This window comes from Streptomyces sp. NPDC042638 (assembly GCF_040647235.1).
In the GTDB taxonomy this organism is placed as follows: domain Bacteria; phylum Actinomycetota; class Actinomycetes; order Streptomycetales; family Streptomycetaceae; genus Streptomyces; species Streptomyces rameus.
Genome location: NZ_JBEZBT010000085.1, coordinates 1 through 21,124 on the forward strand (window position 1 = coordinate 1; position 21,124 = coordinate 21,124).

Annotated in this window: 14 protein-coding genes and 1 pseudogene; 5 read left to right on the plus strand and 10 right to left on the minus strand. The window is 74.2% G+C overall.

The features are described from left to right. Nucleotides 1–80 precede the first annotated feature (80 nt). A complete protein-coding gene (locus tag AB0B40_RS35845) occupies nt 81–1,673 on the minus strand; it encodes an AMP-binding protein (RefSeq protein ID WP_362267742.1) in 1,593 nt (530 codons plus the stop codon). After that, the gene (locus AB0B40_RS35850; RefSeq protein ID WP_362267744.1) at nt 1,670–3,340 is read right to left on the minus strand and encodes an AMP-binding protein; all 1,671 of its coding nucleotides are present in this window, start codon (nt 3,338–3,340) and stop codon (nt 1,670–1,672) included. Before AB0B40_RS35850 ends, AB0B40_RS35845 begins: the two co-directional genes overlap by 4 nt. A 114-nt stretch (nt 3,341–3,454) precedes the next feature. Here AB0B40_RS35850 and AB0B40_RS35855 point away from each other — a divergent pair, with 114 nt between their 5' ends. From AB0B40_RS35855 to AB0B40_RS35865, 3 genes are all read left to right on the plus strand, one after another. Further along, on the plus strand, nt 3,455–4,282 hold the full coding sequence (locus AB0B40_RS35855) for a helix-turn-helix transcriptional regulator (RefSeq protein WP_345052538.1): 828 nt from the start codon (nt 3,455–3,457) through the stop codon (nt 4,280–4,282). Between the two features lie 152 nt (nt 4,283–4,434). After that, complete coding sequence (locus tag AB0B40_RS35860; RefSeq protein WP_362267746.1) at nt 4,435–7,350, plus strand: AAA family ATPase; 2,916 nt, start codon at nt 4,435–4,437, stop codon at nt 7,348–7,350. Nucleotides 7,351–7,594: 244 nt separating this feature from the next. Further along, the gene (locus tag AB0B40_RS35865) at nt 7,595–8,386 is read left to right on the plus strand and encodes a serine protease (RefSeq protein ID WP_345052534.1); all 792 of its coding nucleotides are present in this window, start codon (nt 7,595–7,597) and stop codon (nt 8,384–8,386) included. A gap of 144 nt (nt 8,387–8,530) precedes the next feature. Here the strand turns inward: AB0B40_RS35865 and AB0B40_RS35870 are convergent, their stop codons facing one another. From AB0B40_RS35870 to AB0B40_RS35895, 6 genes are all read right to left on the minus strand, one after another. Then, a complete protein-coding gene (locus tag AB0B40_RS35870) occupies nt 8,531–9,670 on the minus strand; it encodes a winged helix DNA-binding domain-containing protein (RefSeq protein ID WP_362267748.1) in 1,140 nt (379 codons plus the stop codon). Nucleotides 9,671–9,803: 133 nt separating this feature from the next. Next, the gene (locus AB0B40_RS35875; RefSeq protein ID WP_345052529.1) at nt 9,804–11,120 is read right to left on the minus strand and encodes an ABC transporter substrate-binding protein; all 1,317 of its coding nucleotides are present in this window, start codon (nt 11,118–11,120) and stop codon (nt 9,804–9,806) included. After that, nucleotides 11,117–12,223, minus strand: a complete 1,107-nt coding sequence (locus tag AB0B40_RS35880; protein WP_345052527.1) for a hypothetical protein — start codon at nt 12,221–12,223, stop codon at nt 11,117–11,119. The genes AB0B40_RS35875 and AB0B40_RS35880 overlap by 4 nt, the downstream gene beginning before the upstream one ends. After that, entirely contained in the window at nt 12,220–13,869 is a 1,650-nt protein-coding gene (locus AB0B40_RS35885) for a VWA domain-containing protein (protein ID WP_345052524.1), read from the minus strand. The genes AB0B40_RS35880 and AB0B40_RS35885 overlap by 4 nt, the downstream gene beginning before the upstream one ends. A gap of 31 nt (nt 13,870–13,900) precedes the next feature. After that, nucleotides 13,901–16,150, minus strand: coding sequence for a tetratricopeptide repeat protein (locus tag AB0B40_RS35890; RefSeq protein WP_362267751.1), 2,250 nt, complete (start codon nt 16,148–16,150; stop codon nt 13,901–13,903). After that, nucleotides 16,147–17,835 (minus strand): trypsin-like peptidase domain-containing protein, encoded by a 1,689-nt coding sequence (locus AB0B40_RS35895; RefSeq protein WP_362267753.1) that lies wholly within the window; start codon nt 17,833–17,835, stop codon nt 16,147–16,149. The genes AB0B40_RS35890 and AB0B40_RS35895 overlap by 4 nt, the downstream gene beginning before the upstream one ends. Nucleotides 17,836–18,072: 237 nt before the next feature. Here AB0B40_RS35895 and AB0B40_RS35900 point away from each other — a divergent pair, with 237 nt between their 5' ends. Together AB0B40_RS35900 and AB0B40_RS35905 are read left to right on the plus strand one after the other, a co-directional pair. After that, nucleotides 18,073–18,840, plus strand: a complete 768-nt coding sequence (locus AB0B40_RS35900; protein ID WP_345052688.1) for a polysaccharide deacetylase family protein — start codon at nt 18,073–18,075, stop codon at nt 18,838–18,840. Between the two features lie 95 nt (nt 18,841–18,935). Next, complete coding sequence (locus AB0B40_RS35905; protein WP_362267754.1) at nt 18,936–19,376, plus strand: SRPBCC family protein; 441 nt, start codon at nt 18,936–18,938, stop codon at nt 19,374–19,376. Between the two features lie 278 nt (nt 19,377–19,654). Here AB0B40_RS35905 and AB0B40_RS35910 read toward each other — a convergent pair whose 3' ends face one another. Next, nucleotides 19,655–20,806: an XdhC/CoxI family protein gene (locus tag AB0B40_RS35910; RefSeq protein ID WP_345052514.1), complete on the minus strand. Its 1,152-nt coding sequence runs from the start codon at nt 20,804–20,806 to the stop codon at nt 19,655–19,657. A gap of 77 nt (nt 20,807–20,883) precedes the next feature. Further along, nucleotides 20,884–21,124: pseudogene (locus AB0B40_RS35915) on the minus strand (IS630 family transposase); the annotation flags it as partial.

Sequence of the window (21,124 nt, forward strand, 5' to 3'; positions counted from 1 at the left end):
GCCCTGGCCGCGCTGGACGCCCAGGTCGAGCTGTACGGCACCGACGGCACCCGGCCGGCGGCCGCCCCGCTCCGGGAGCGTCAGTTCCCGTACTTCTCCCGCAGCTCCACCTTGCGCACCTTCCCCGACACCGTCATCGGGAAGGCGTCGAGGATCCGGAGCCGGCTGGGAATCTTGTAGTGCGCGAGCCGGCCGCCGCAGTAGTCCCGCAGTTCCTCCAGGGTGAGCGGGTCGGCGGGGTCGGCCGGTATGACGCAGGCGAGGACCTCTTCGCCGTACCGCTCGTGCGGCACCCCGACGACCTGCACGTCCCGGATCCTCGGGTGGGCGTAGAGGAACTCCTCGATCTCGCGGGGGTAGATGTTCTCGCCGCCCCGGATGATCATGTCCTTGATCCGGCCGACGATCTCGACGTAGCCGTCCTCGCGCATCACCGCGAGGTCCCCCGTGTGCATCCAGCGGCCTTCGTCGACCACCTCGGCCGTCTTCTCCGGCTCGTCCCAGTAACCGAGCATCACGCTGTAGCCACGTGTGCACAGCTCGCCCGCGCTGCCCCGGGGGCGGGTCACCCCGGTGGCCGGGTCGACCACCTTGACCTCGAGGTGCGGCAGGACCCGGCCGACCGTGCCGGTGCGGTGTTCCAGGTCGTCGTCCATGCGGGTCTGGAGCGAGACGGGGGACGTCTCGGTCATCCCGTAGCAGATGGAGACCTGCTCCATGTGCATCTCGGCGACCACCCGCTTCATCACCTCGACCGGACAGGGCGAGCCCGCCATGATGCCCGTGCGCAGGGTGGAGAGGTCGTAGGAGGCGAAGTCCGGGAGGCTCAGCTCGGCGATGAACATGGTCGGGACGCCGTACAGGGACGTGCAGCGCTCCGCCTGCACCGCCTCCAGCGTGGCCCGCGGGTCGAAGGACGGGGCCGGGATGACCACGCAGGCGCCGTGCGAGGTGGCCGCCAGATTGCCCATGACCATGCCGAAGCAGTGGTAGAAGGGCACCGGGACGCAGATCCGGTCACGTTCGGTGTAGGCGACCAACTCCCCCACGAAGTAGCCGTTGTTGAGGATGTTGTGGTGGGAGAGGGTGGCGCCCTTGGGGAAGCCCGTCGTGCCCGAGGTGTACTGGATGTTGATGGGCTCGTCGCAGGACAGTTCCTCGAACGCGGCGCCGGTGGCCTCGCGCGCGAGCAGCGCCTCCCAGCTCGGGTCGCCGATGTAGACGGTCTCCCGCAACCGCGGGCACTCGCCGCGTACTTCCTCGACCATCGCCCGGTAGTCGCTCGTCTTGTGGCCGAGGGAGGCGAAGAGGAAGGAGACGCCCGCCTGGCGGAGGACGTACGCGACCTCGTGCGTGCGGTAGGCCGGGTTGATGTTCACCATGACGGCACCGATGCGGGCGGTGGCGTACTGGACCAGCATCCACTCCGGGCAGTTGACCGCCCAGATGCCCACCCGGTCGCCCTTGGCGACCCCGCTCGCCAGCAGCGCGTGCGCCAGCCGGTCGACGTCGGCGCCGAACCCGGCGTACGTCCAGCGCCGCCCGGAGGGCACGTCGACGAGCGCCTCGCGGTCCGGCCAGGCCGCGACCGCCCGGTCCAGGCTGGCGCCGACGGTGTCCCCGAGGAGCGCGGTGGTTCCCGTCCCGTGGCTGTACGACGGCTGCCCGGTCACCGGAAGTCCTCCTCGCGGTACTCGTTGTCCGAACCGGCGGCCGTGGCCTCGCGCAGCTCGATCCGGCGGATCTTGCCGGACACGGTCTTGGGCAGGGCGGCGAACTCCAGCCGGCGGATGCGCTTGTACGGGGCGAGCACCTCGCGCGAGTGCTCGAAGATCGCCTTCGCGGTGCCGGGGCCGGGCTCCCAGCCCTCGGCGAGGACGACGTACGCCTTGGGCACGGCGAGCCTGAGCGCGTCCGGAGCGGGGACGACGGCCGCCTCGGCCACCGCCTCGTGCTCCAGCAGCGCACTCTCCAGCTCGAAGGGACTCACCTTGTAGTCGGATGCCTTGAACACATCGTCGCTTCGCCCGATATAGGTGAGATAGCCCTCTTCGTCCCTGGTCGCGATGTCTCCGGTGCGGTAGTAGCCGCCCGCCATGACCTGTGCCGTGCGGTCGGGGTCGCCGTGGTAGCCGGTCATCAGACCCACGGGCCGTTCGGAGAGGTCGAGGGCGATCTCGCCCTCGGTGGCACCGGGAGCGCCGGAGACCGGGTCGAGCAGTTCCACCCGGAAGCCGGGGCTGGGGCGGCCCATCGAGCCGGTCTTCAGCGGCTGTCCCGGGCTGTTGGAGATCTGCACGGCCGTCTCGGTCTGGCCGAAGCCGTCCCGGACGGTCACGCCCCAGGCGCGCCGGACCTGCTCGATGACCTCGGGGTTGAGCGGCTCCCCCGCGGCCACGGCCTCGCGGGGCGGGGTCTGGAGCCGGCCGAGGTCGGCCTGGATGAGCATCCGCCACACGGTCGGCGGGGCACAGAAGGTGGTGACGCCGGCGCGGTCCATCTCGGCCATCAGCCGGGACGCGTCGAAGCGGCTGTAGTTGACGATGAAGACGGTCGCCTCCGCGTTCCACGGGGCGAACAGATTGGACCAGGCGTGCTTGGCCCAGCCGGGCGAGGAGATGTTCAGATGCACGTCGCCCGGGGTGAGGCCGATCCAGTACATGGTGGCCAGGTGCCCGATGGGGTACGAGGTGTGGGTGTGCTCGACCAGCTTGGGGCGGGCGGTGGTGCCGGAGGTGAAGTAGAGCATCAGCGGGTCGTCGGCGAGGGTCGGGCCGTCCGGGACGAAGTCGGCGGGGGCCGCGTAGCCGTCCTCGTACGGCTCCCAGCCCTCCTCCGGCAGGCCGCCGACGGAGATCCGGGTGTAGGCGCCGGGTACGTCGGCGAACTTGGCGGTGTCCTCCGCCCGGACGATCACGTGCTTGACCCGGCCCCGCTCCACCCGGTCGCGCAGGTCGGCCGGGCCGAGCAGCGGGGTGGCCGGGATGACGACCGCGCGCAGCTTCATCGCGGCCAGCGCGGTCTCCCACAGCTCGGCCTGGTTGCCGAGCATGACGAGGACGCGGTCCTCGGCCGCGACCCCCCGGTCACGCAGCCACCGGGCCAGCCGGGTGGAGCGTTCGGCCAGCTCCGCGAAGGACAGCCGGGTCTCGGAGCCGTCCTCCTCGACGATGTGCAGCGCCGTACGGTCGTTGCCGGCGGCGATCACGTCGAACCAGTCCAGCGCCCAGTTGAAGTGCTCGGGCCGTGGCCAGCCGAAGCCCCGGCAGGCGGTGGCATAGTCCTCGCGGTGTTCCAGCAGGAAGTCCCGGGCCCCGCGGAACATCTCGGTCGCCGTCATCCATGTCCTCCTCAGTACCGGACCATTGCCGGGCGGCTCTCTGGCATCGTCTAATCCGTGATGCAGGTCTCACTACCCCCGAACGGGGGTGTGGACGGCCGAAAGGGCGAACTCGTGACGGCAGACGCGGTGGAGGCGGTGGAGATCGGAGCCGCACTGGCCCGGCTGCGGCGTGCGACAGGGCTTCCCGTCGCCTTCGGCGGCCTGGTGGACACGGGCCGGCCGCGGATCCGCATCAGCGAGCTGAGCGGCACGACCACGGCCGCGCTGCGCTCGCTCGCGGTGACCTCCGGCAACGGGCTCGGCGGCAAGGCCGTGGCGCTGGCCCGGCCGTGCGCGGTGCCGGACTACTCCCGTTCGCGGCAGATCAGCCACGAGTACGACGTACCGGTGGCCGCGGAGGGCATCCACGCGGTGCTCGCGGTGCCGGTCGTGGTCCGGCGCCGGGTCCGCGGGGTGCTGTACGGGGCGCTGCGCTCGGCCCAGCCGCTGGGCGACCGCACGCTGGGCCTGGCGGTGGCGGTGGCGCGGGACCTGGAGCAGACGCTGGTGGTGCGGGACGAGGCGCGGGAGCTGCTGGCGGCGGCCCGGCCGGAGCGGGCCGCCGCCCAGGGAGCGGCCTGGGAACAGGTGCGCGAGGCGCACGCGGCACTGCGGGCCCTGGCACCCCGGATCAGCGACCCGAACCTGCGGGCCGAACTGCTGGCGGCATGCGGTCTGCTCACCTCGCCGCCGCGTGCCGGGGGCGTGACCCTGGCGCCACGCGAGCTGGACGTGCTGTCCTGGGTGGCGGCGGGGGCCACGAACGCGGCGGTGGCCGCGCGGCTGGGCCTCCGTCCGGAGACGGTCAAGGGATATCTGCGCTCGGCGATGCGGAAGCTGGGCGCGCACACGCGAGGGGAGGCGGTGACCGCGGCCCGCGGGGCGGGACTGCTGCCGTAGTCCGGAGGCGGTAAGGAAACCTGCCCATTCATCCGGTGTCGCTTTGAATTCTTCCTCAGCTTGACGGTTTGTTATTTCCCTCACCACGGCTTCCGTCCGAATTTCGAGGATCGTTGCCTAGAATTTGGCCCGGACACGACACGAGGGGAGCGGTGACCGTGCGACGGGACTTCCAGGAGCCTGCCAGGTGCCGCCCCGACCTGGTCATCGGCCGCGAGGAGTTGTTCGCCGGCGCCCGTGAGCAACTCGCCTCCGGGGGCAGTGCGCTGATCCACGGCCCCGCCGGAATAGGGAAATCCACCGTCCTGCGGGCATTGGCCGAGGAATACGGCGCCACCGCGCACACCGTGTTGCGCTGCTCGGCCACCGAGTCGGAATCCCACCTTCCCTTCCTCGCCCTCGCCGACCTCCTCGGCCTGGTCCTCGACGACGTCGCCCCCCGGCTGCCCGCCGCCCAGCGCACCGCCCTGGAGTCGGCGCTCACCGGCCGCGGCGAGTCCAGCCTGCAGCGCGACGGCCTCGCCCTGCGCCTGGCGGTGCTCTCCGCGCTGCGCGCGCTCGCCGCGCACGGCCCGGTCCTGGTCGTCGCCGACGACCTGCAGTGGCTGGACCCGGCCAGCGCCGAACTCCTCGGCTTCGCCGCCCGGCGCCTGGGAGGCACACGCGTACAACTGCTGTGCGCGGTCCGCACGGAAGGCCGGGGGAGCCAGGAGTACGACCGTCACCTGCGGGCCTGCCCGCCCGGCACCCTCGCGGTCCGGCTGGGCCCGCTCTCCCGCGCCCAGGTCGCCCAGCTGCTCGACCACCGCGGTCACGGCGGGCTGCCCCGCTCCACGGTCCGCGAGATCCACCGCACCAGCGGCGGCAACCCGTTGTTCGCGCTGGAACTCGGCCGCGCCCTCGCCGACAGCCCCGCCCCGCCCCGGCCGGGCGAACCGCTGCCGGTGCCGACCTCGCTGCGCGCCCTGGTGCTCAGCCGCCTGGACATGCTCTCGGTGGAGGCCCGCCGCACCCTGCTGGTGGCCAGCGCCGGTGCCCGCCCCACCCCGGCGCTGCTGCACGCGGCCGGCCGGGACAACGCCGAGGCCGAGTGCGCCCAGGCCGCCGAACTCGGGCTGCTGGCCACCGAGCCCGACGCCCCGGCCGTACGGTTCGCGCACCCGCTGATCTCGGCCGCGCTGTACGCGGAGGCGCCCGCGCACGAACGGCGGGCCGCGCACGCGGCGCTGTCCACCGCCGCCTCCGACCCGATCGAACGGGCCCGGCACCTGGCCCTCGCCACCACCGGCACCGACCCCGAGGCCGCCGCCCGGCTCGCCGAGGCCGCGGCCCTCGCCCGGGACCGCGGGGCACCGTCGGTCGCCGCCCAGCTGGGGCTGCTCGCCGCCCGGCACACTCCGGCCGACGGCACACCGAGCCAGGAGGAGCGCCGGCTCACCGCCGCCGAGGACGCGATCACCGCCGGCGAGGTCGACCTGGCCCGGGACATCGCCCGGGAGGTGCTGACCCGGGCGACCGTGCCCGCCGACCGGGTGCGGGCCTGGATCATCGTCATCGACACCGCCGGCCACACCATGGCCGAGGTCGACGCGGTCTTCCCGCAGGCCCTCGCCGACGCCGGCGACGACCCGCGGCTGCTGGCCCTGGTCCACTACCAGCTGGCCTGGCGGGCGCTGATCGTGGAGGGGGACTTCACCGAGGCCCGGGAGGCCGCCGCGCACGCCGCCGAGCTGGCCGCGCGCGGCGCGGACCGGCGCACCGAGCTGCTCGCCCTCTCCTTCCAGGCGCAGACCGAGACCCTGATGGGCCATCCGGAGGCGCCCCGCACCATCAAGCGGGCCCTGCGGCAGCCGCAGGACCCCCGGGTGGCATGGCATCACAACGGCGCGGGCAGCGCCCGGTTCCGCTGGCTGGTCATGGGTGACCAGCTGGCCGAGGCCCGGGCCACGGTCACCGCGCTGCTGCGCGAGGTCCGCCGGCGCGGCTCGGTGGAGAGCGAGGTGCACTTCCTGCGCGGCCTCGCCGAGACCGAACTGCGCGCCGGGCACTGCGGGCGCGCCCTGGACCTGGCCCGCGAGAGCCTGCGGCTGGCCCGGGACTCGGGCATCGGCGAGACCGCCTCGGCGATGCTCACCTCGCTCGCCGAGGCGTCCGGCGGGGATGTGGACCGGGCGCTGGCGCTCGCCCGGGAGGCGGTGGCGCACGCCGAGGAGGACGGCGACCAGATGTACCTCTCCCGGGCGCTGGGCGCCCTCGGGTACGCCCAGCTGGTGGCCGGGGACCCGGCGGGCACCGTGCGCTCGCTGCGCCGGGTGCGCAGCCTGGAGCTGGGGCTCGGCATCACCGACCCGGCCCGGGGCCGCTGGCAGGGTGACCTCGCCGAGGCGCTGGTCCGCATCGGTGAACCCGCCGAGGCACAGGACGTCATCGACGTCAGCCGGGAACACGCGCTGCGGCTCGGCCGGGAGAGCGTCCTCGCCGTGCTCGACCGGTCGGAGGCCCTGGTGCGCGCCGCCCGGGGCGACCTGGAGGCCGCTCTCGCCCAGCTGACGTCCGCTCAGAACCGGCTCGGCAAGCTCGGCTACGGCCTGGAGGAGGCGCGGGCCGCGTTCGCGCTGGCCCGGCTGCGGGGCAGGCGGAGTGCCGAAGGGGCGCACCCGTGGCGAGAGCCCGAGCGCACGGAGGTCCGAAGGGGCGGACACGGCCGGGCCGCAGCCCCGGGGGCCGGCGCCCCGGAGACCCGGGCGGCCGTGGACGAGGCCACCCGGCTGTTCCGCCGGTGCCGGGCGCTGCCCTGGCTGCGCCAAGTGGACGAAGCCCTCACCACCCCCGAGCCGGAACCGGCGCCGGCCGTGCCCGAGGCGTTGGACGCCCTGGACGCGCTCGCCGCGATGGAGCGTCAGGTCGCCGCGCTCGTCATGGAGGGCGCCACGAACCGGGAGATCGCGGCCCGGCTGTTCATCAGCGTGAAGACGGTGGAGGCGACCCTCACCCGGGTCTACCGCAAACTGGGGATCCGCTCGCGGGTGGACATCGTCCGATTGGCGGCAGGTCGACGGGCGCACTGAGCACGGCTCTTGTTAACTGAACCGGACCGAGGGTTTTCCCTCACCCCAACCCCCTAGGGGGTTCCCTCATTGGGAGCCGAGGGTTCCGGGTCCTAGCGTAAAGGGCGTGCCGCTCGCCCGGGCACACGGGGGTCGGTCCCTTCCCCGAGCTCTCGGCTGCGCTCGAGCAGGGGGACCCCGCCCGTGCACGACCCCCACACACCCGCGCGACCCCCCACCGGTGCAACCCCCACTGAGGAGACTCATGTTCGGGCCCAGACGTGTGAGAAAGACCGCCGCGACCCTGGTGGCCACCGCCGCCGCCGCGGCGACCGCGCTGCTCGCCTCCCCCACCGCGAGCGCCGCCCCCCAGCCCATCGTCGGCGGTACGACCACCACGACGACCGCGTACCCGTTCATGATGCAGATCACGGACGCGTCCCAGAACCAGTTCTGCGGCGGCACCCTCGTGGCGCCCAAGAAGGTCGTGACCGCCGCCCACTGCATGGTCGGGGAGTCCACGAGCGGCGTCCGCGTGGTCGGTGGCCGGACGTACCTGAACGGCACCAACGGCACGGTGAGCCGGGTCAGCAAGATCTGGATCAACCCGGACTACACGGACGCCACGAACGGCGACGACGTGGCCGTGCTGACCCTCTCGACGTCGATGCCGTACACCGCGGCGAAGTACGTCTCCTCCTCCCAGACGGACCTCTACGCGGCCGGCACCACGGCCCGGATCCTCGGCTGGGGTACCACCTCGGAGAACGGCAGCTCCTCCAACCAGCTGCGGACCGCGACCGTCCCGGTCGTGTCCGACTCCAGCTGCCGCTCCTCCTACGGTTCGGACTTCGTCCAGTCCGACATGGTCTGCGCCGGATACACCTCCGGCGGCGTTGACACCTGCCAGGGCGACAGCGGCGGTCCCCTGCTCATCGGGGGCGTCCTGGCAGGGATCACTTCCTGGGGCGAGGGGTGCGCGGAGGCCGGTTACCCGGGTGTCTACACCCGGCTGGCCACCTTCTCGGACCTGGTGACCGCACAGGTCAGCTCGTGACCCGGAAGATTTCCCGAGCATCCCTCGGGTGACGGTCAGGGGGCGTTGCGGGCCACCACGAGCGGCCCGCAACGCCCCCGATCCAATGTCAGGGGCGGGGCGAAACGGCTCCGTCCGCCGGTGCGCGCCGTCCCGCCGCCGGCCTCACCGTCCTACGACGTCCCCGAACCGGATGTCGTACGGCGTTCCCGGGTGCAGCACGCGCAGCATCCGCTCCCCCTCCGCGGCCACCTCCGCGCGCTGGGCCCTCGTCAGTGTTTCGAACGGTTCGACGACCAGGGCGTCGGGGCCGAGCGTCCACAGACCGGCCAGGAAGCCGTCGACCAGCAGGGTGCGGTATGCCTGGTTGCCCCGCCGGTTACGGCCCCGGTGGGCCGCCGGCACCACACGGGTGCGGTCGGCGTGGGCGAGCAGCAGGTTGTCGAACTCGGGCAGGAAGCGTGGCGGGGCCTCGGTCGCCGGGTCGGGGCGTGGGGCGTCGGGAAGGTCGAAGAGTTCCACGCCGCTCGCGTCCCGGAAGGTCAGCAGCCGGGGGCGCAGCCGCTCGAAGGCGCCCCCCAGACGGGTGAGCCCGGCCCAGGCCTGCATGTCCCGTACGGAGGCGGGGCCGAAGGCGGCGAGATAGCGCAGGACCACCGACTCGGGCCGCGGGGCCGGTTCGGCGGGCCGGCCCAGCCAGTGCTCGGCGGTGGTGAGGGCGGCCCGGCCGCTCTCATCCCACAGACCGCGCGGGGTCACCTGGACGAGTGGGAGGGTGCAGCGGGCGGCCACGGCGAGGGCCCGCGGGTCGGCGTCCGGCCACCGGGCGCCCAGCGCCTCGCGCAACTGGGCCGGGGTCCGCGGCTCCGCCTCCACCAGGTCGCGGGCGACGGCCGCGAGCCGGTCCAGGTCGACGCCGGCCAGGCCCGTGCGGAAGTTCCCCAGCTCGCGGTCGCGGGCCGGCTGGACCAGGGGGCCGAGGGTGAGGCAGTCGTCGGCGGTGTGGGTGTGGACCGTGGACCGCAGGGTGACGATCCGGGCCACTTCCCGGCGGACCATGAGCGCGGAGAGCCGCTCCGGCGTGAAACCGTCCAGGCGGGCGGCGAGGGCGTAGTACGGGGGCTTGGTGTTCTGCGCCTGGAGGCCGAGGAGATGACCGACGGCGTCCCGGGCGGACCGCGCGGACCGGCGCAGCAGGAACTGCCGGGCGAGGGTGGCGCGGTTCAGGGCCCGGACGTCCAGGAGCGGGCCGCCCGCCGCGTCACCACCGTGGGCACTGCCGCGCCGCGCGCTGCTGTCGGTCATGCGGGCACGCCAGCGTCGCGCGCGGCGTCGCGTGCGGCGTCGCGTGCGGACAGGCGCTGTCCGCAGGTCCCCCGGGAGTGGGCCGGGGGTGCCCACGCGGCCCGGCGCACGGCCGGCCGGGCCGTGCGCGCGGTCACGGCGCGGAGCACACCGACGGCACCCAGGTCAGGCCCGGGGAGTCGCTGAGGGTGTCCAGGGAGCGCAGCAGGGCGTCCAAGTGGGTGGGATGGGCGAGGAATTCGATCGTCGCCTCGGCGAACGCGTCGCGTACCGCGGGCGGCATGGCGTCGGAGGCGTCGAAGCAGTGCGTCGCCCCTTCGTCGCGGAGGGCCCGTGCGAGCGAGCGGTGCCAGTCGGATCCGGCCTCGCCGGGGGCGGGCTCGACACCGGCGTGGACGGAGAGGCCGGACTCCTGCGTGGTCCAGGCGCGTTGGGCCTCGGCCGAGGCCAGGTAGCGGATCAGCTGCTTCGCCTGCGGGGTGTCGTGCAGCAGCGCGACCAGGTCGCCGGAGACCTCCCAGGCGCGGTTGGCGGGCGCACCGAAGATCAGCTGGGCGGAGGGTTCGTAGCGGCCCTCGGCGTGCTGCCAGACGGGCTGGTTGCGGATGAACGACGCCTGGTGCTCGAGCGTGCAGCCGCGGGGGGTGGCGCCGACCGGCTCCGACGCCGACCGGTACGGGGTCTTGAGGGCCCGCCGCAGGAGGGCCTCGTCGCCGCCGGCGCCGACCAGGCCGTACCAGGTGGTCCACGCGTCCCTCACCTGCTTCGACCCCCAGGGCAGATCGCCGCGCGCCCAGCGGGCGTAGACGTCCGGGCCGTACCGCTGGAGCAGGATGTCCTCGATCCAGTCGGTGCCGGGCCAGCCGCTGGTGGCGCCGGATCCCATGCCGAGGCACCACTGGGCGGGGTCGTGCACGGCCTGGCGGCGCTGCTGTCCGCCGACGTCGGCCGGGTACCAGACGATGCTCTTCAGATCGGCCTTGAGCGGGAACCAGTACACGTGCCCGTCCGCCAGCGGGGTGGCCCAGGACGTGCCGAACTCGTCGCGGTCCACCAGGCCGTCGAGGGGGACGAGGTGCTTCTGGCGGGCGTAGTCGGCGAGTTCGCCGGGGCCGGTGAGCACCACCACGTCGGGCGGCGTACCGGCCTCGACGTCGGCGCCGAGCACCTGGCTCTCGGCGTTGCTGCCCTGGTAGTCGACGTGGATGCGGTACTTCCGCTCGAACGGCTCGATGACCGCTCTGCGGAAGTTCTTCTGGTCGGGGCCGGTCCAGTTGGCCAGCAGGGTGACGGTCGGCTCCTGCCCGAGGGCGCGCACGCCCACGACGACGGCCGCCGCCACGAGGGCAAGGCAGCTCGCCACCACGGTGACGGTGCGCACCAGGCGGCGGGCGGGGCGTGGTCCGGGGCCGGGGGCGGCCGTCGCGGGGCCGCCGGCGTGCGCGCTCACCGGGGCCTGAACCGGTAGTCGTCGATGTGCCGTCGCAGGCCCGTCTCGGCCAGTGCCATGAGCAGGATGCCTCCTATCAGGATCCACACCGCCGCTGCGGCGCGCAGGGCGGTGCCGGCCAGGTACGAGGCGGCGTTCCGCCCCGCGTCGGGGATCTGCGGCCCGGGCGGCGAACGGTCGAGCAGGGTACGGATGTCCGCCATCCCCTGGTGGGTCCACACCGTGAACAGCACGGCGGTGCCCACGCCGGCGAACAACAGGACCAGTGCGGCCAGCAGTTGGCGGTTGTAGCGGCGCCGGAAGCGGTGCCGCAGGAAACGCTGGGTCTCCAGCAGCGCCGCGGCGACGGCCAGGGTGAGCAGCACGGTCGTGCTCCAGGCGAGCCACAGCAGCGGGCCGAACGAGGTCTGCCGGTGCACCGTGGCCCGCTGTTGTCGTCGCAGGGCCTGAAGGCGGGCCTGTATCCCGGAGTCCCGCTCCGTGAGGATGCTGGTGGCATAGCTGAGGTACGCCTCGCGCAGCACGCTGCCGTCGGGCTGGAGCTGGGACTGCTGGACCTTGACGGAGTAGACGGTGATCAGCCCGGCGACCGTCTGCAGGGCCTGCCGGTCCGCCGCTCCGCCGACGTCGTCGGCCGCGGCGGCGGCCAGACTCTGCGCGGCGACCGAGATCTGCTTCTGGAAGTCACTGGTCGGGGCCGTCGCGCCGGCGTCCCGCTGGGCCTCGCCGAGCGCGTACAGCGCGGTGTCGAGGGACAGGACGGCGGGGGCGCTGGATGTGCGAAGCGGGTTCGCGTCGCCGTGCACGCCCTGGTACGACACGAACAGGGACAGCGTGAGCAGGGCCGACAGGGCCAGCAGCAGGCGGTGGCGGACGGTGAGGTCGTGGGCGGTCGTGCTGCCGCCCTCCGCGGGGCGCCGCCCGGCACCGGGGAGCCGGGCGAGCAGCCGGGTGAGGGGCCCGGGTGCCGGTCCGGTGCCACGACGGCCGGCCGCGGGCGCCGGCCGAGGCGGGGCGGAAGACGGTCCCGTGGGTGTGCCGGTGCCCGCTCCCGCCGTCGGGCCGCTGCCGGTGTTCACGGTCGTGCCTCTGCCGGTCTTCACGCGGACGCCCCCCTCAGCAGCCGCCCGCAGTCGCCCCCGCAGTAGACGGAGTCGGCGGGACCCAGCCACTTGCAGTACGGGCACTCGACCAGCCCGTCGGAGCGCACCGGGAGGGCGGGACCGGAGGCGCCCGACGGCGCGGGCGCTCCGGCGTCGGGCGGACCGGACGCACCCGCCCCGGGCGGCGCGGACGCACCGGCACCAGGACCAGGACCAGCGCCAGGACCAGCACCGGGCGATACGGACGCACCGGCACCGGGCGGTGCCGACGCCGCGGGTCCCTCCACCGGCCGCTCCGGCGGCGTCGTCAGGGCGCTGGAGAGGATCAGATGCTGCCAGTCGACGTCCTTGAGGCCGGAGCGGACCCGCCCGGTGCCCGGGGCGGCCTCGATCAGCCGGAGCGCGCCGAGCAGCTGGGCGTCGTCCAGTTCGGCGGCCAGCGCCAGGGCACGGGCGAATGCGCGGTCCGCCGTGTCCCGGCCCTCCGTGCCGTGCAGCCAGGCCCGGTACGCCTGGGCGACGGCGGCGCTCGCCTGCTGGTACAGCTCGTGCCGGCGGACCCCGGGATGCTGCCGGGAGGCGTCGAACGGGTTGTCGGTCCAGCGCACCAGGATGGGCCGCGGCGCGGGCAGCCGTACCGGACGCCGTACGTCGGGTACGACGACCTCCACCGCGGCCATCTGGAGGTCCTCCCCCCTCTCCCGGCCGGTCGGGTCGGCGGTCAGGACGACCTGGTAGTGCCGTACCTCGTCGCCCCAGGCACGGGTGACGTACTCCGCGGCGCGCCCGCCGGGGCCGGCCGGGACGGGCTGCAGCTCCTGCTCGTTCGGCACCACCTGTTTGACCTGGCGGATCACGGTGCCCGGGGTGGGGGTGAGCCTGATCCGCAGCTCGGGCACCGACGTGCCGAGCAGACCGGCCATCAACTCCTCGTAGGCCGCCGTGAGGTGGGATGCGTCGCGGACGGCTCGGGCGCGGCCGTGCAGCCGCCGGGTGATGCCCAGCAGCAGGTCGGCGTCCCAGTCGTCACCGATCCCCCAGGCGTCGCAGACGAACTGGCCCGCGCAGGCGTCGAGAACGGTGTCCAGCGGCCGGCTGGAGCGGTGGTCGTGCTCGTTGCGTCCGTCGGTGAGCAGCAGAACGTGCTTGACGGGCGCGGGCTGGTCCTTGAGCAGCCGACGGGCGAGTTCGAGCCAGGTGCCGATGGCGGTGCCGCCGTCCGCGTCCAGGATGCGCACGGCGCGCTCGGCGGCCTCGCGTTCGCCGGGCCCGGCGACGGCGAGCACCGGATGGCCGGGCCCGGGATGGACCACGGTGGCGTCGAACCGCCCGGACAGCACGGCGAAGGCGGTGCCGTCGGGCAGCATCCGGACCGCCGCGACGGTGGCGTCCTTGGCCGCGTGCAGTTTCGCGGCCGGGTGGAGCATCGAGCGGGAGGTGTCGACGATCAGCACCTCGGCGAGCGCGGGCCCGGTGCCGGGCGCGGGCGCGCCGGCGTGCTCCGTGCCGTCGGGACTGCGGACCCCGATCTCCAGGATGGCGTGCATCTCCCGGTCGGTGTGCCGTCCGGCCGCGTCCGGCACGGCGGGCAGGTCCTTCTGCTGACCGACCGCGAGTGTCACCTCGGTCTCCTCGGCCACGGTCATCGCTGTCTCTCCCCCCGGTTCGCGGGTGTGGTCAGAAGGTGGTCACCGGCCGGACCGCGTGGGCCAGGTCGAGCAGCCGGCCGTGCTGCCCGGCCGTGCGGGCCTGCGCGGCCAGCTGCCGGAAGGACTGTTCCAGCCGGGTGCGCAGGCCGTCCTCGTCCCCCGTCCCGAGCAGGTCACCGGCCGGGAAGTCCGGCCCCCAGCCCTGTGCCGGCCGGCTGTGCAGGGCGTTCTCGCGGACCTCGGCGACCAGCCGGGCCCGGGACTCGCCGTCCGCCGCGCCGCCGTCCAGGCGCAGTTCGGGCAGTCGCCGGGCCGCGTCACGCAGGCCGGCCGGGGTGGGCGGGCTGCCGTGCAGGACACCGGCGCGGATGCGTACGGCCGCGATGCGGGCGGCGTCGTGGTGCCGGGAGGTGGCGGGGACCTCGTCGAGGACGTGGACGGCGGCGTCCCGGTCGCCGCGGGCCAGGTGGCCGCGCGCCAGGCCGAAGGCGGCCGGGGTGTGCGCGAAATCCCGTTTCCACACCGCCTCGTAGTACCGCATGGCCCTGGCCGGGCGTTCGCCGCCGGTGTGTTCGGCGCAGTAACCGAGGGCCAGCTTGGGCACGTACTCGCCGGGCAGGGCCTGGTGGACGGCGTCGAAGCGGGTGCCGGCCAGGTCCACCTCGCCCTTGCTGAGGTGCAGGACGCCGCGGTGCCAGGCGATGCGCCAGTCGTGGGCGGCGGCCCGCTCGCCGAGCTGGGTCTCGGCCTCGGCGAGCCAGCCCTCCGCCGCGCGCTGCTCGCCCTTCCTGAGGTAGGCGCGGCACAGCCACAGCGCGGTCTCGGGGGTACCGAGGCGGGATTCGCGGGGCCACTGCCGGGCGACCCGGTCGGGGGCGTCGGGCGGGAAGGAGTCCAGCAGCAGGGCGGCGCCGTCGTCGGGGTCGGGGACCGGCTCGGGCAGGGCGCCGGCCACCTCGGCGGCGGCGGGCGGGGAGACGTCGAGGCCGGCCGGGCGCTCGTGGGAGCGGCCGGTCCAGTGGTCCAGGGCGGGGATGGCGCCGAGTCCGGCGTCGAGGCGGGCGCCGGACGCGCGGAACCGGGTTGAGGCCTCCGGCAGCTGTTCGCCGAACTGCAGCGAGCGGAATTCCCGCAGGACTTCCCAGAGTTGGCGGGACATCTCGGCGGCGGAGCGGAACCGGGCGCGGGGTTCGGCGTGGGTGGCGCGGGCGACGACGCGGCGGAAGGAGTCGGGGGCGAGACCGCGGGCGGGTTCGGTGCCGCGGGCCAGGGCCTGGAGGGTCATGCCGACGGTGTAGAGGTCGCTGTCGACGTGCCAGCCGCGGCGGTCGATCTCCTCCTTGGGCGGGGCGAAGCCGGCCGTGTAGACGTAGGCGGAGGTGCGGTCGCCGATGGCGCGGACGGCGCCGAGGTCGACGACCTTGACGGCCCGGCCGAAGTGGATGACGTTGGAGGGCTTCATGTCGCAGTAGAGCAGGCCGCGTTCGTGCATGTACTGCAGGGCACCGAGGATCTTGCAGCCGTAGGTGAGGACGTGGTCGAGGCGGGGGCGGCCGTGGAAGATCCGCTCGATGTCGTCGGCGTCGAAGAGCTGTTGCAGGGAGCGTCCGCCGATGTAGTCCATGACCAGGTAGCCGGTGTGCGAGCCGCCGGCGGGCTGGTGTTCGGCGTAGGTGATGATGCGGACGATGTCGGGGTGGTGCAGGTCGGTGAGGGAGCGGCGCTCCTCCACGGCGGTACGGCGGGCGAGGGCGTCGTTGACGTTGATCTGGCCCTTGAGGACGACCCGGTGGCCGTCGGCGCGGGTGTCCTCGGCGAGGTGTATCCAGCCGAGGCCGCCGTGGGCGAGGCAGCCGAGCACCTTGTAGTGGTCCGCGACGACCTCGCCCGTGACGAGCTGGGGCAACAGCGAGTAGGGCGTGCCGCAGCGGGGGCAGCGGCCGGTGGCGCGGGCGGGCTGGCCGCCGTAGCCGATGCCGATGGTCATGGTGCAGCCGTCGACGCCGCAGCGGCGGCCCCCGGTGGGCAGGCGGGGGTCCTCGATGAGCACGTCGTCGGGGACGGGGACCTCGGGCAGGACGACCAGGCCGTGCTGGTCGAGTTCGCCGATTCCGGCGACGGCGTGCACGGCCGCGGGCCCGGGGGACTCCTCGGTGCCGCCGGCCGGGGGCCGGGCCGGTGGTTCGGTGCGCGGCTCGGCGTGCCGGTGGCCGCAGGTGTCGCAGTAGCCGGTGGTCATGATGCGGCCCGCGCAGCCGGGCCGGACGCACGAGGTCATGACGCGCCTTCCTCTCCGTCCGCGGTGGTGGAGCAGAAGCCGACGAACCGCTCGACGGCGGCCTCGGCCCGTTCGATGTCGCAGGGTGTCTGCCGCAGCAGGGACAAGGCGTCCTCGTACAGCCGGTACGCGGTCATGACCCGGTCGCCCTGGGCGGCGGCCCGTTGCCGGCACAGCGGCCACTCGGCGCCGACGCGGCCGAGCAGTTCCTCGCGGCGGCGCAGCCGGGTGTCGAGCACGCCGATGGCCTCCTCCAGGCGTCGCCGGCGGCGGCCGACGGCGTCCTCGAAGGTGAACAGCAGGTCGGCGCGGGCGGGTTCGCGTTCCCGGCCGGGGGCGTGGTCGACCCAGGCGCGCAGCATCTGGGTGCGGCGGAGACCCGCCTCGGCCTGGTCGAGCAGGTGGCGGTCGTCGGGCCCGGGCAGCACGCGGCCCCGGAGGACGTCGAGTTCCGGCCCCAACTCACCTGTCATGCGATTGAGTTCGGCATGCAGACGGTTCCAGCGGTCGCGCAGCGGCCGGTGCATCAGAGCCTCGGCGGCCCGGGTGGCGCGTTGGTCGGGGCTGCGGAACGCCAGCAGCAGCCGGGCGCCCTGTCCGGCGAGCCGGTCCAGCAGGCCGAGCAGGACGTCGGGGTCGGCCGCCCGGTCCACGGCGACCAGTACGGCGGCGAGCGGGACGCGCAGGGTGCCGAGCCGTTCGGGCCGGGGGTCGTCGCGGATGCCGAGGCGTTCGGCGATCCGGTCCATGACCTCCGCGGCCGTGAGCCCCTCGACGTCGAGGGCGAGGTCGTGGGCGCCGGCGGGGGGCACGGTCTCGGGCGGGTCGTGGCTGACGGCGCTGGTGTTGCGGTGGGTGCGCAGCTCGCGGTCGGCGAGGGTGACGGCCCGCTGCAGGGTCCAGGCGCGGTCGCCGCGGGCGGGGACGACGGTGACGAGCACGGGCCAGCCCTCGCCGCGGAACCAGGAGGCGAGTTCGGTGGCGAACGGTACGTCGAGCCGCCCGCCCGCGGCATCGGTGCCGGTGCGCAGCCGGGGGTCGACCGCTTCGGCGCCGTCGGTCCAGGCGGCGACCTGCGGGAGATGGCTGAGGATGGTCTCGGTGGGGCTCATGTAGCTGAAGGTGGAGCCCGGGCCCTCGTCGACGCTGAGGACGATACCGATGACCTGGTCGGTGGCGTGGTCGACGACGCCCCCGCCGCTGAAGCCGTCGGCGGCGAGTTCGCCGGGGGTGAGCGGGCGCAGCTGCACCTGGCTGTCCCGGCCGCGGGCGGCGACCAGGGTGGCGCCGTGCCAGCGCCCGCCGTCGTCGCCGGCCGGGAAGCCGTACATGCTGACGGGGCCGTGCGGCGCGGCGAGGCGGTAGAGCCGGGTGGTGTGCTCGGCGGGCAGCGGGGCGGCCAGACGCAGCAGGGCGAGATCGCCGCTGCGGTCGCCGAGGTGTTCGCGCTGGGGCACGTGTTCGTCGGGGCAGACGGTGGCGGAGACGGCATCGAGGTCGGGAACGCCGACCAGGCGGACGGTGTAGCGGTGTCCGGGGTCCACGACATGGCCGGCGGTGAGCACCCGTTCGGGCGCGAGCAGCACACCCGCGCCGAGGACCCGGCCGCCCGGCGTCTCGATGCGCGCGATCCAGGCCGGTGTCCGTAATCGCGCGGCTCCGACTCGCTCCCCCGTGCGCGTCATGGTCCCGAGGTTACTCCGCGTACCGGCCCGGTACCACTGGTGTGCACGAGGTCGTAGCACGGCCGCCGGGGGCCGGCACGCGCCGGTGCGCCGAGGGACGCCCGCCGCCGCCCTGTCACTTCGGGAACTCCGACGGATGCCACAGATTCGAACAGCTACACTATACATGCAGTGTATAGTGCGGGCATGCCTCCTTTGACCGACACGTCCTCGATGCCGAATCACGCGACCGGGAAGATGCGTGGAACCGCCCGCGGGTTGCGTGGCCGGGCCCTCGCGTCCGCGGCGGCCTGCCTGGTGCTCTCGCTGGCCGGCTGCGCCCAGGTCGACACGACGGCACCGAGCACCGCGCGCGCGGAGGCGGCGCACGGGGCGCCGGCCCGGTTCGGCACCGTCGACTGCCGCGAGGCCAAGTGCATCGCGCTCACCTTCGACGCGGGGCCCAGTGAGAACTCCGCGCGGCTGCTCGACATCCTCAAGGAGAAGAAGGTCCCCGCCACCTTCTTCCTGCTCGGCAAGCGGCACATCGAGAAGTACCCCGAGCTGGTCAGGCGGATGGCGGCGGAGGGCCACGAGGTCGCGAGCCACACCTGGGACCACAAGATCCTCACCCGCATATCGGACGCGCAGATACGCGAGGAGCTGAAGCGGCCCAACGACGCGATCGAGCGGCTGACCGGACACAAGCCGACGCTGATGCGCCCGCCGCAGGGCCGTACCGACGCCGACGTGCACGAGATCTGCAAGGAGCTGGGCATGGCGGAGGTGCTGTGGAGCGTGACCGCCAAGGACTACACGACCGAGGACTCCGCGCTCATCACCAAGCGCGTCCTCGACCAGGCGTCCCGGGACGGGATCATCCTGCTGCACGACATCTACGCCGGGACCGTCCCGGCCGTGCCCGGCATCATCGACGCGCTGAAGGCCCGCGGCTACGTCTTCGTGACGGTCCCGCAGCTGCTGGCGCCCGGCAAGGCCGAACCCGGCAAGGTGTACCGCCCCTGACGCGACGCCCCTCCTCGGGGATTTCCGCCGCACGAGCCGGTCGACGCGGGGCGTGAACAGGCGGGATCACGGCTCCGATTCCCTACGATCGTGCCGTGCCGACCTTCCTCTTCGAACGTACCGCCCCGCTCCCGCCCGACGAGGCGTGGCGCCGGCTCACGGAATGGCCCCGCCACGCCGACGCCGTCCCGCTGACCCGGATCAGGGTGCTCACGCCCGCGCCGACGCGCGAGGGCACGCGCTTCGTGGCCCGGTCGGGGGTCGGCCCGCTCACCCTCGACGACGTCATGGAGGTGACGGTCTGGCACCCGCCGGCCGACGGCGAGGGCGGCCTGTGCCGGCTGGAGAAGCGGGGGCGGGTGGTCCTGGGCTGGGCGGAGATCGAGGTGCGGCCGGGTCCCGGGGGCCGTAGCCGGGTGGTCTGGCGCGAGGAACTGCGGGTCCGCTTCCTGCCGCGTGCCTTCGACGGCCTGCTGGAACGAACGGCCCGCGTCATGTTCGGGCGGGCGGCGAACCGGCTGCTGCGCCGGCCCTGAACCGCGCCGGCGCCTCCGCCCTCGCGGCCCGTCAGGGCGACCGTCACGCCCGGGCGGGCCGGGGGCCCGCCGCTCCCCCCGACCGCGGTCGGCCCCCGGCGCCGTCGGAGAACACCGCGTCGGCATCGCCGGCCGCCCGAGCGTGAGCATGAACGTCCGCCATGGCGCTCCTCGTCGGCGTGCCGGCCCGGTTCGCGGACCGGGAGCCCGCACCCCTTCCCCGTACGAGCAGGGGGCGGCGCCGACGGCAGGCCCCTCTCCCCCTTCCCCGTGCCCGCTCAGGCCACCGACCCGATCCGCCGCGTCCGCCGCGCGGACGTGTCGTGGTGGATGGGAGTGTGCGCGCCGGTCAGCGCGGCCCCGCTGCCGCCGCGCCGGGCCGCGACGATCTCCGCCGCGATGGACAGCGCCGTCTCCTCGGGCGTACGGGCACCGAGGTCCAGGCCGATCGGGGAGCGCAGCCGGGCCAGCTCCAGCTCGGTGACCCCGACGGCGCGCAGGCGCTCGTTGCGGTCCAGGTGGGTGCGGCGGGAGCCCATCGCGCCGACGTAGGCGGCCGGCAGCCGCAGGGCCAGCTTCAGCAGCGGTACGTCGAACTTGGCGTCGTGGGTGAGGACGCACAGGACGGTACGGCCGTCGACCCCGGTGCGCTCCAGGTACGTGTGCGGCCACTCCACGACGATCTCGTCCGCCTCGGGGAAGCGGGTCTTCGTGGCGAACACCGGGCGGGCGTCGCACACGGTGACGTGGTAGCCGAGGAACTTGCCGACCCGCACCAGCGCCGACGCGAAGTCGATCGCGCCGAAGACGATCATCCGCGGTGCCGGGGCGGAGGACTCGACCAGCACTGTGAGCGGGGCGCCGCAGCGCGAGCCCTGTTCGCCGATCTCCACGGTGCCGGTGCGGCCCGCGTCCAGGAACGCGCCGGCCTCGGCCGCCACCGTGCGGTCCAGCTCGGGATGGGCGCCGAAGCCGCCGTCGTACGACCCGTCGGGCCGGACGAAAAGGGCCCGGCCCCGCAGCTGCGCCGGACCGTCGGCGATCCGCGCGACCGCCGCCGCCTCCCCTCGGGCGGCGGCGGCCAGCGCGGTCGCGAACACCGGCCGGGCGGGACCGTCCGCCCGGACCGGTGTGACGAGGATGTCGATGATGCCGCCGCAGGTGAGCCCGACGGCGAAGGCGTCCTCGTCGCTGTACCCGAAGCGTTCGAGGACGGTCTCCCCGTCCTCGAGCGCCTGCCGGCACAGCTCGTACACGGCCCCCTCCACGCACCCGCCGGAGACCGAGCCGATCGCCGTGCCGTCGGCGTCCACCGCGAGGGCGGCACCCGGCTGGCGCGGGGCGCTGCCGCCGACGGCCACCACGGTGGCGACGGCGAAGTCACGTCCCTGCTCGACCCACCGGTCGAGTTCCTCGGCGATGTCCAGCATCTGTCGGTCTCCTTGGCGAGTTCGGGGGCGAGGGCGGGGGCGGCTAGTGCTCTGACCGCATAGGTTCGCCGGGTCGTTCAGGCTGCGGTGGCGAGGGGTCGTCCGCCCCAGCGGATGCCCTTCTCGCTGCGGATGCGGGCGCGTTCTTTGCGTTCGGCGGCCAGGACGTCGCGGTGGCGGGCGTTGGCGTTGCGCCAGCGCAGGTAGGCGTGCAGGGCCCGGGTCTGAACCGTGTGGTTGGGGTAGTTCGAGTTGGCGATGGTGAACTGCCGCAGCGGGCCGAAGTGGGCCTCGATCGGGTTCGCCCACGAGGCGTAG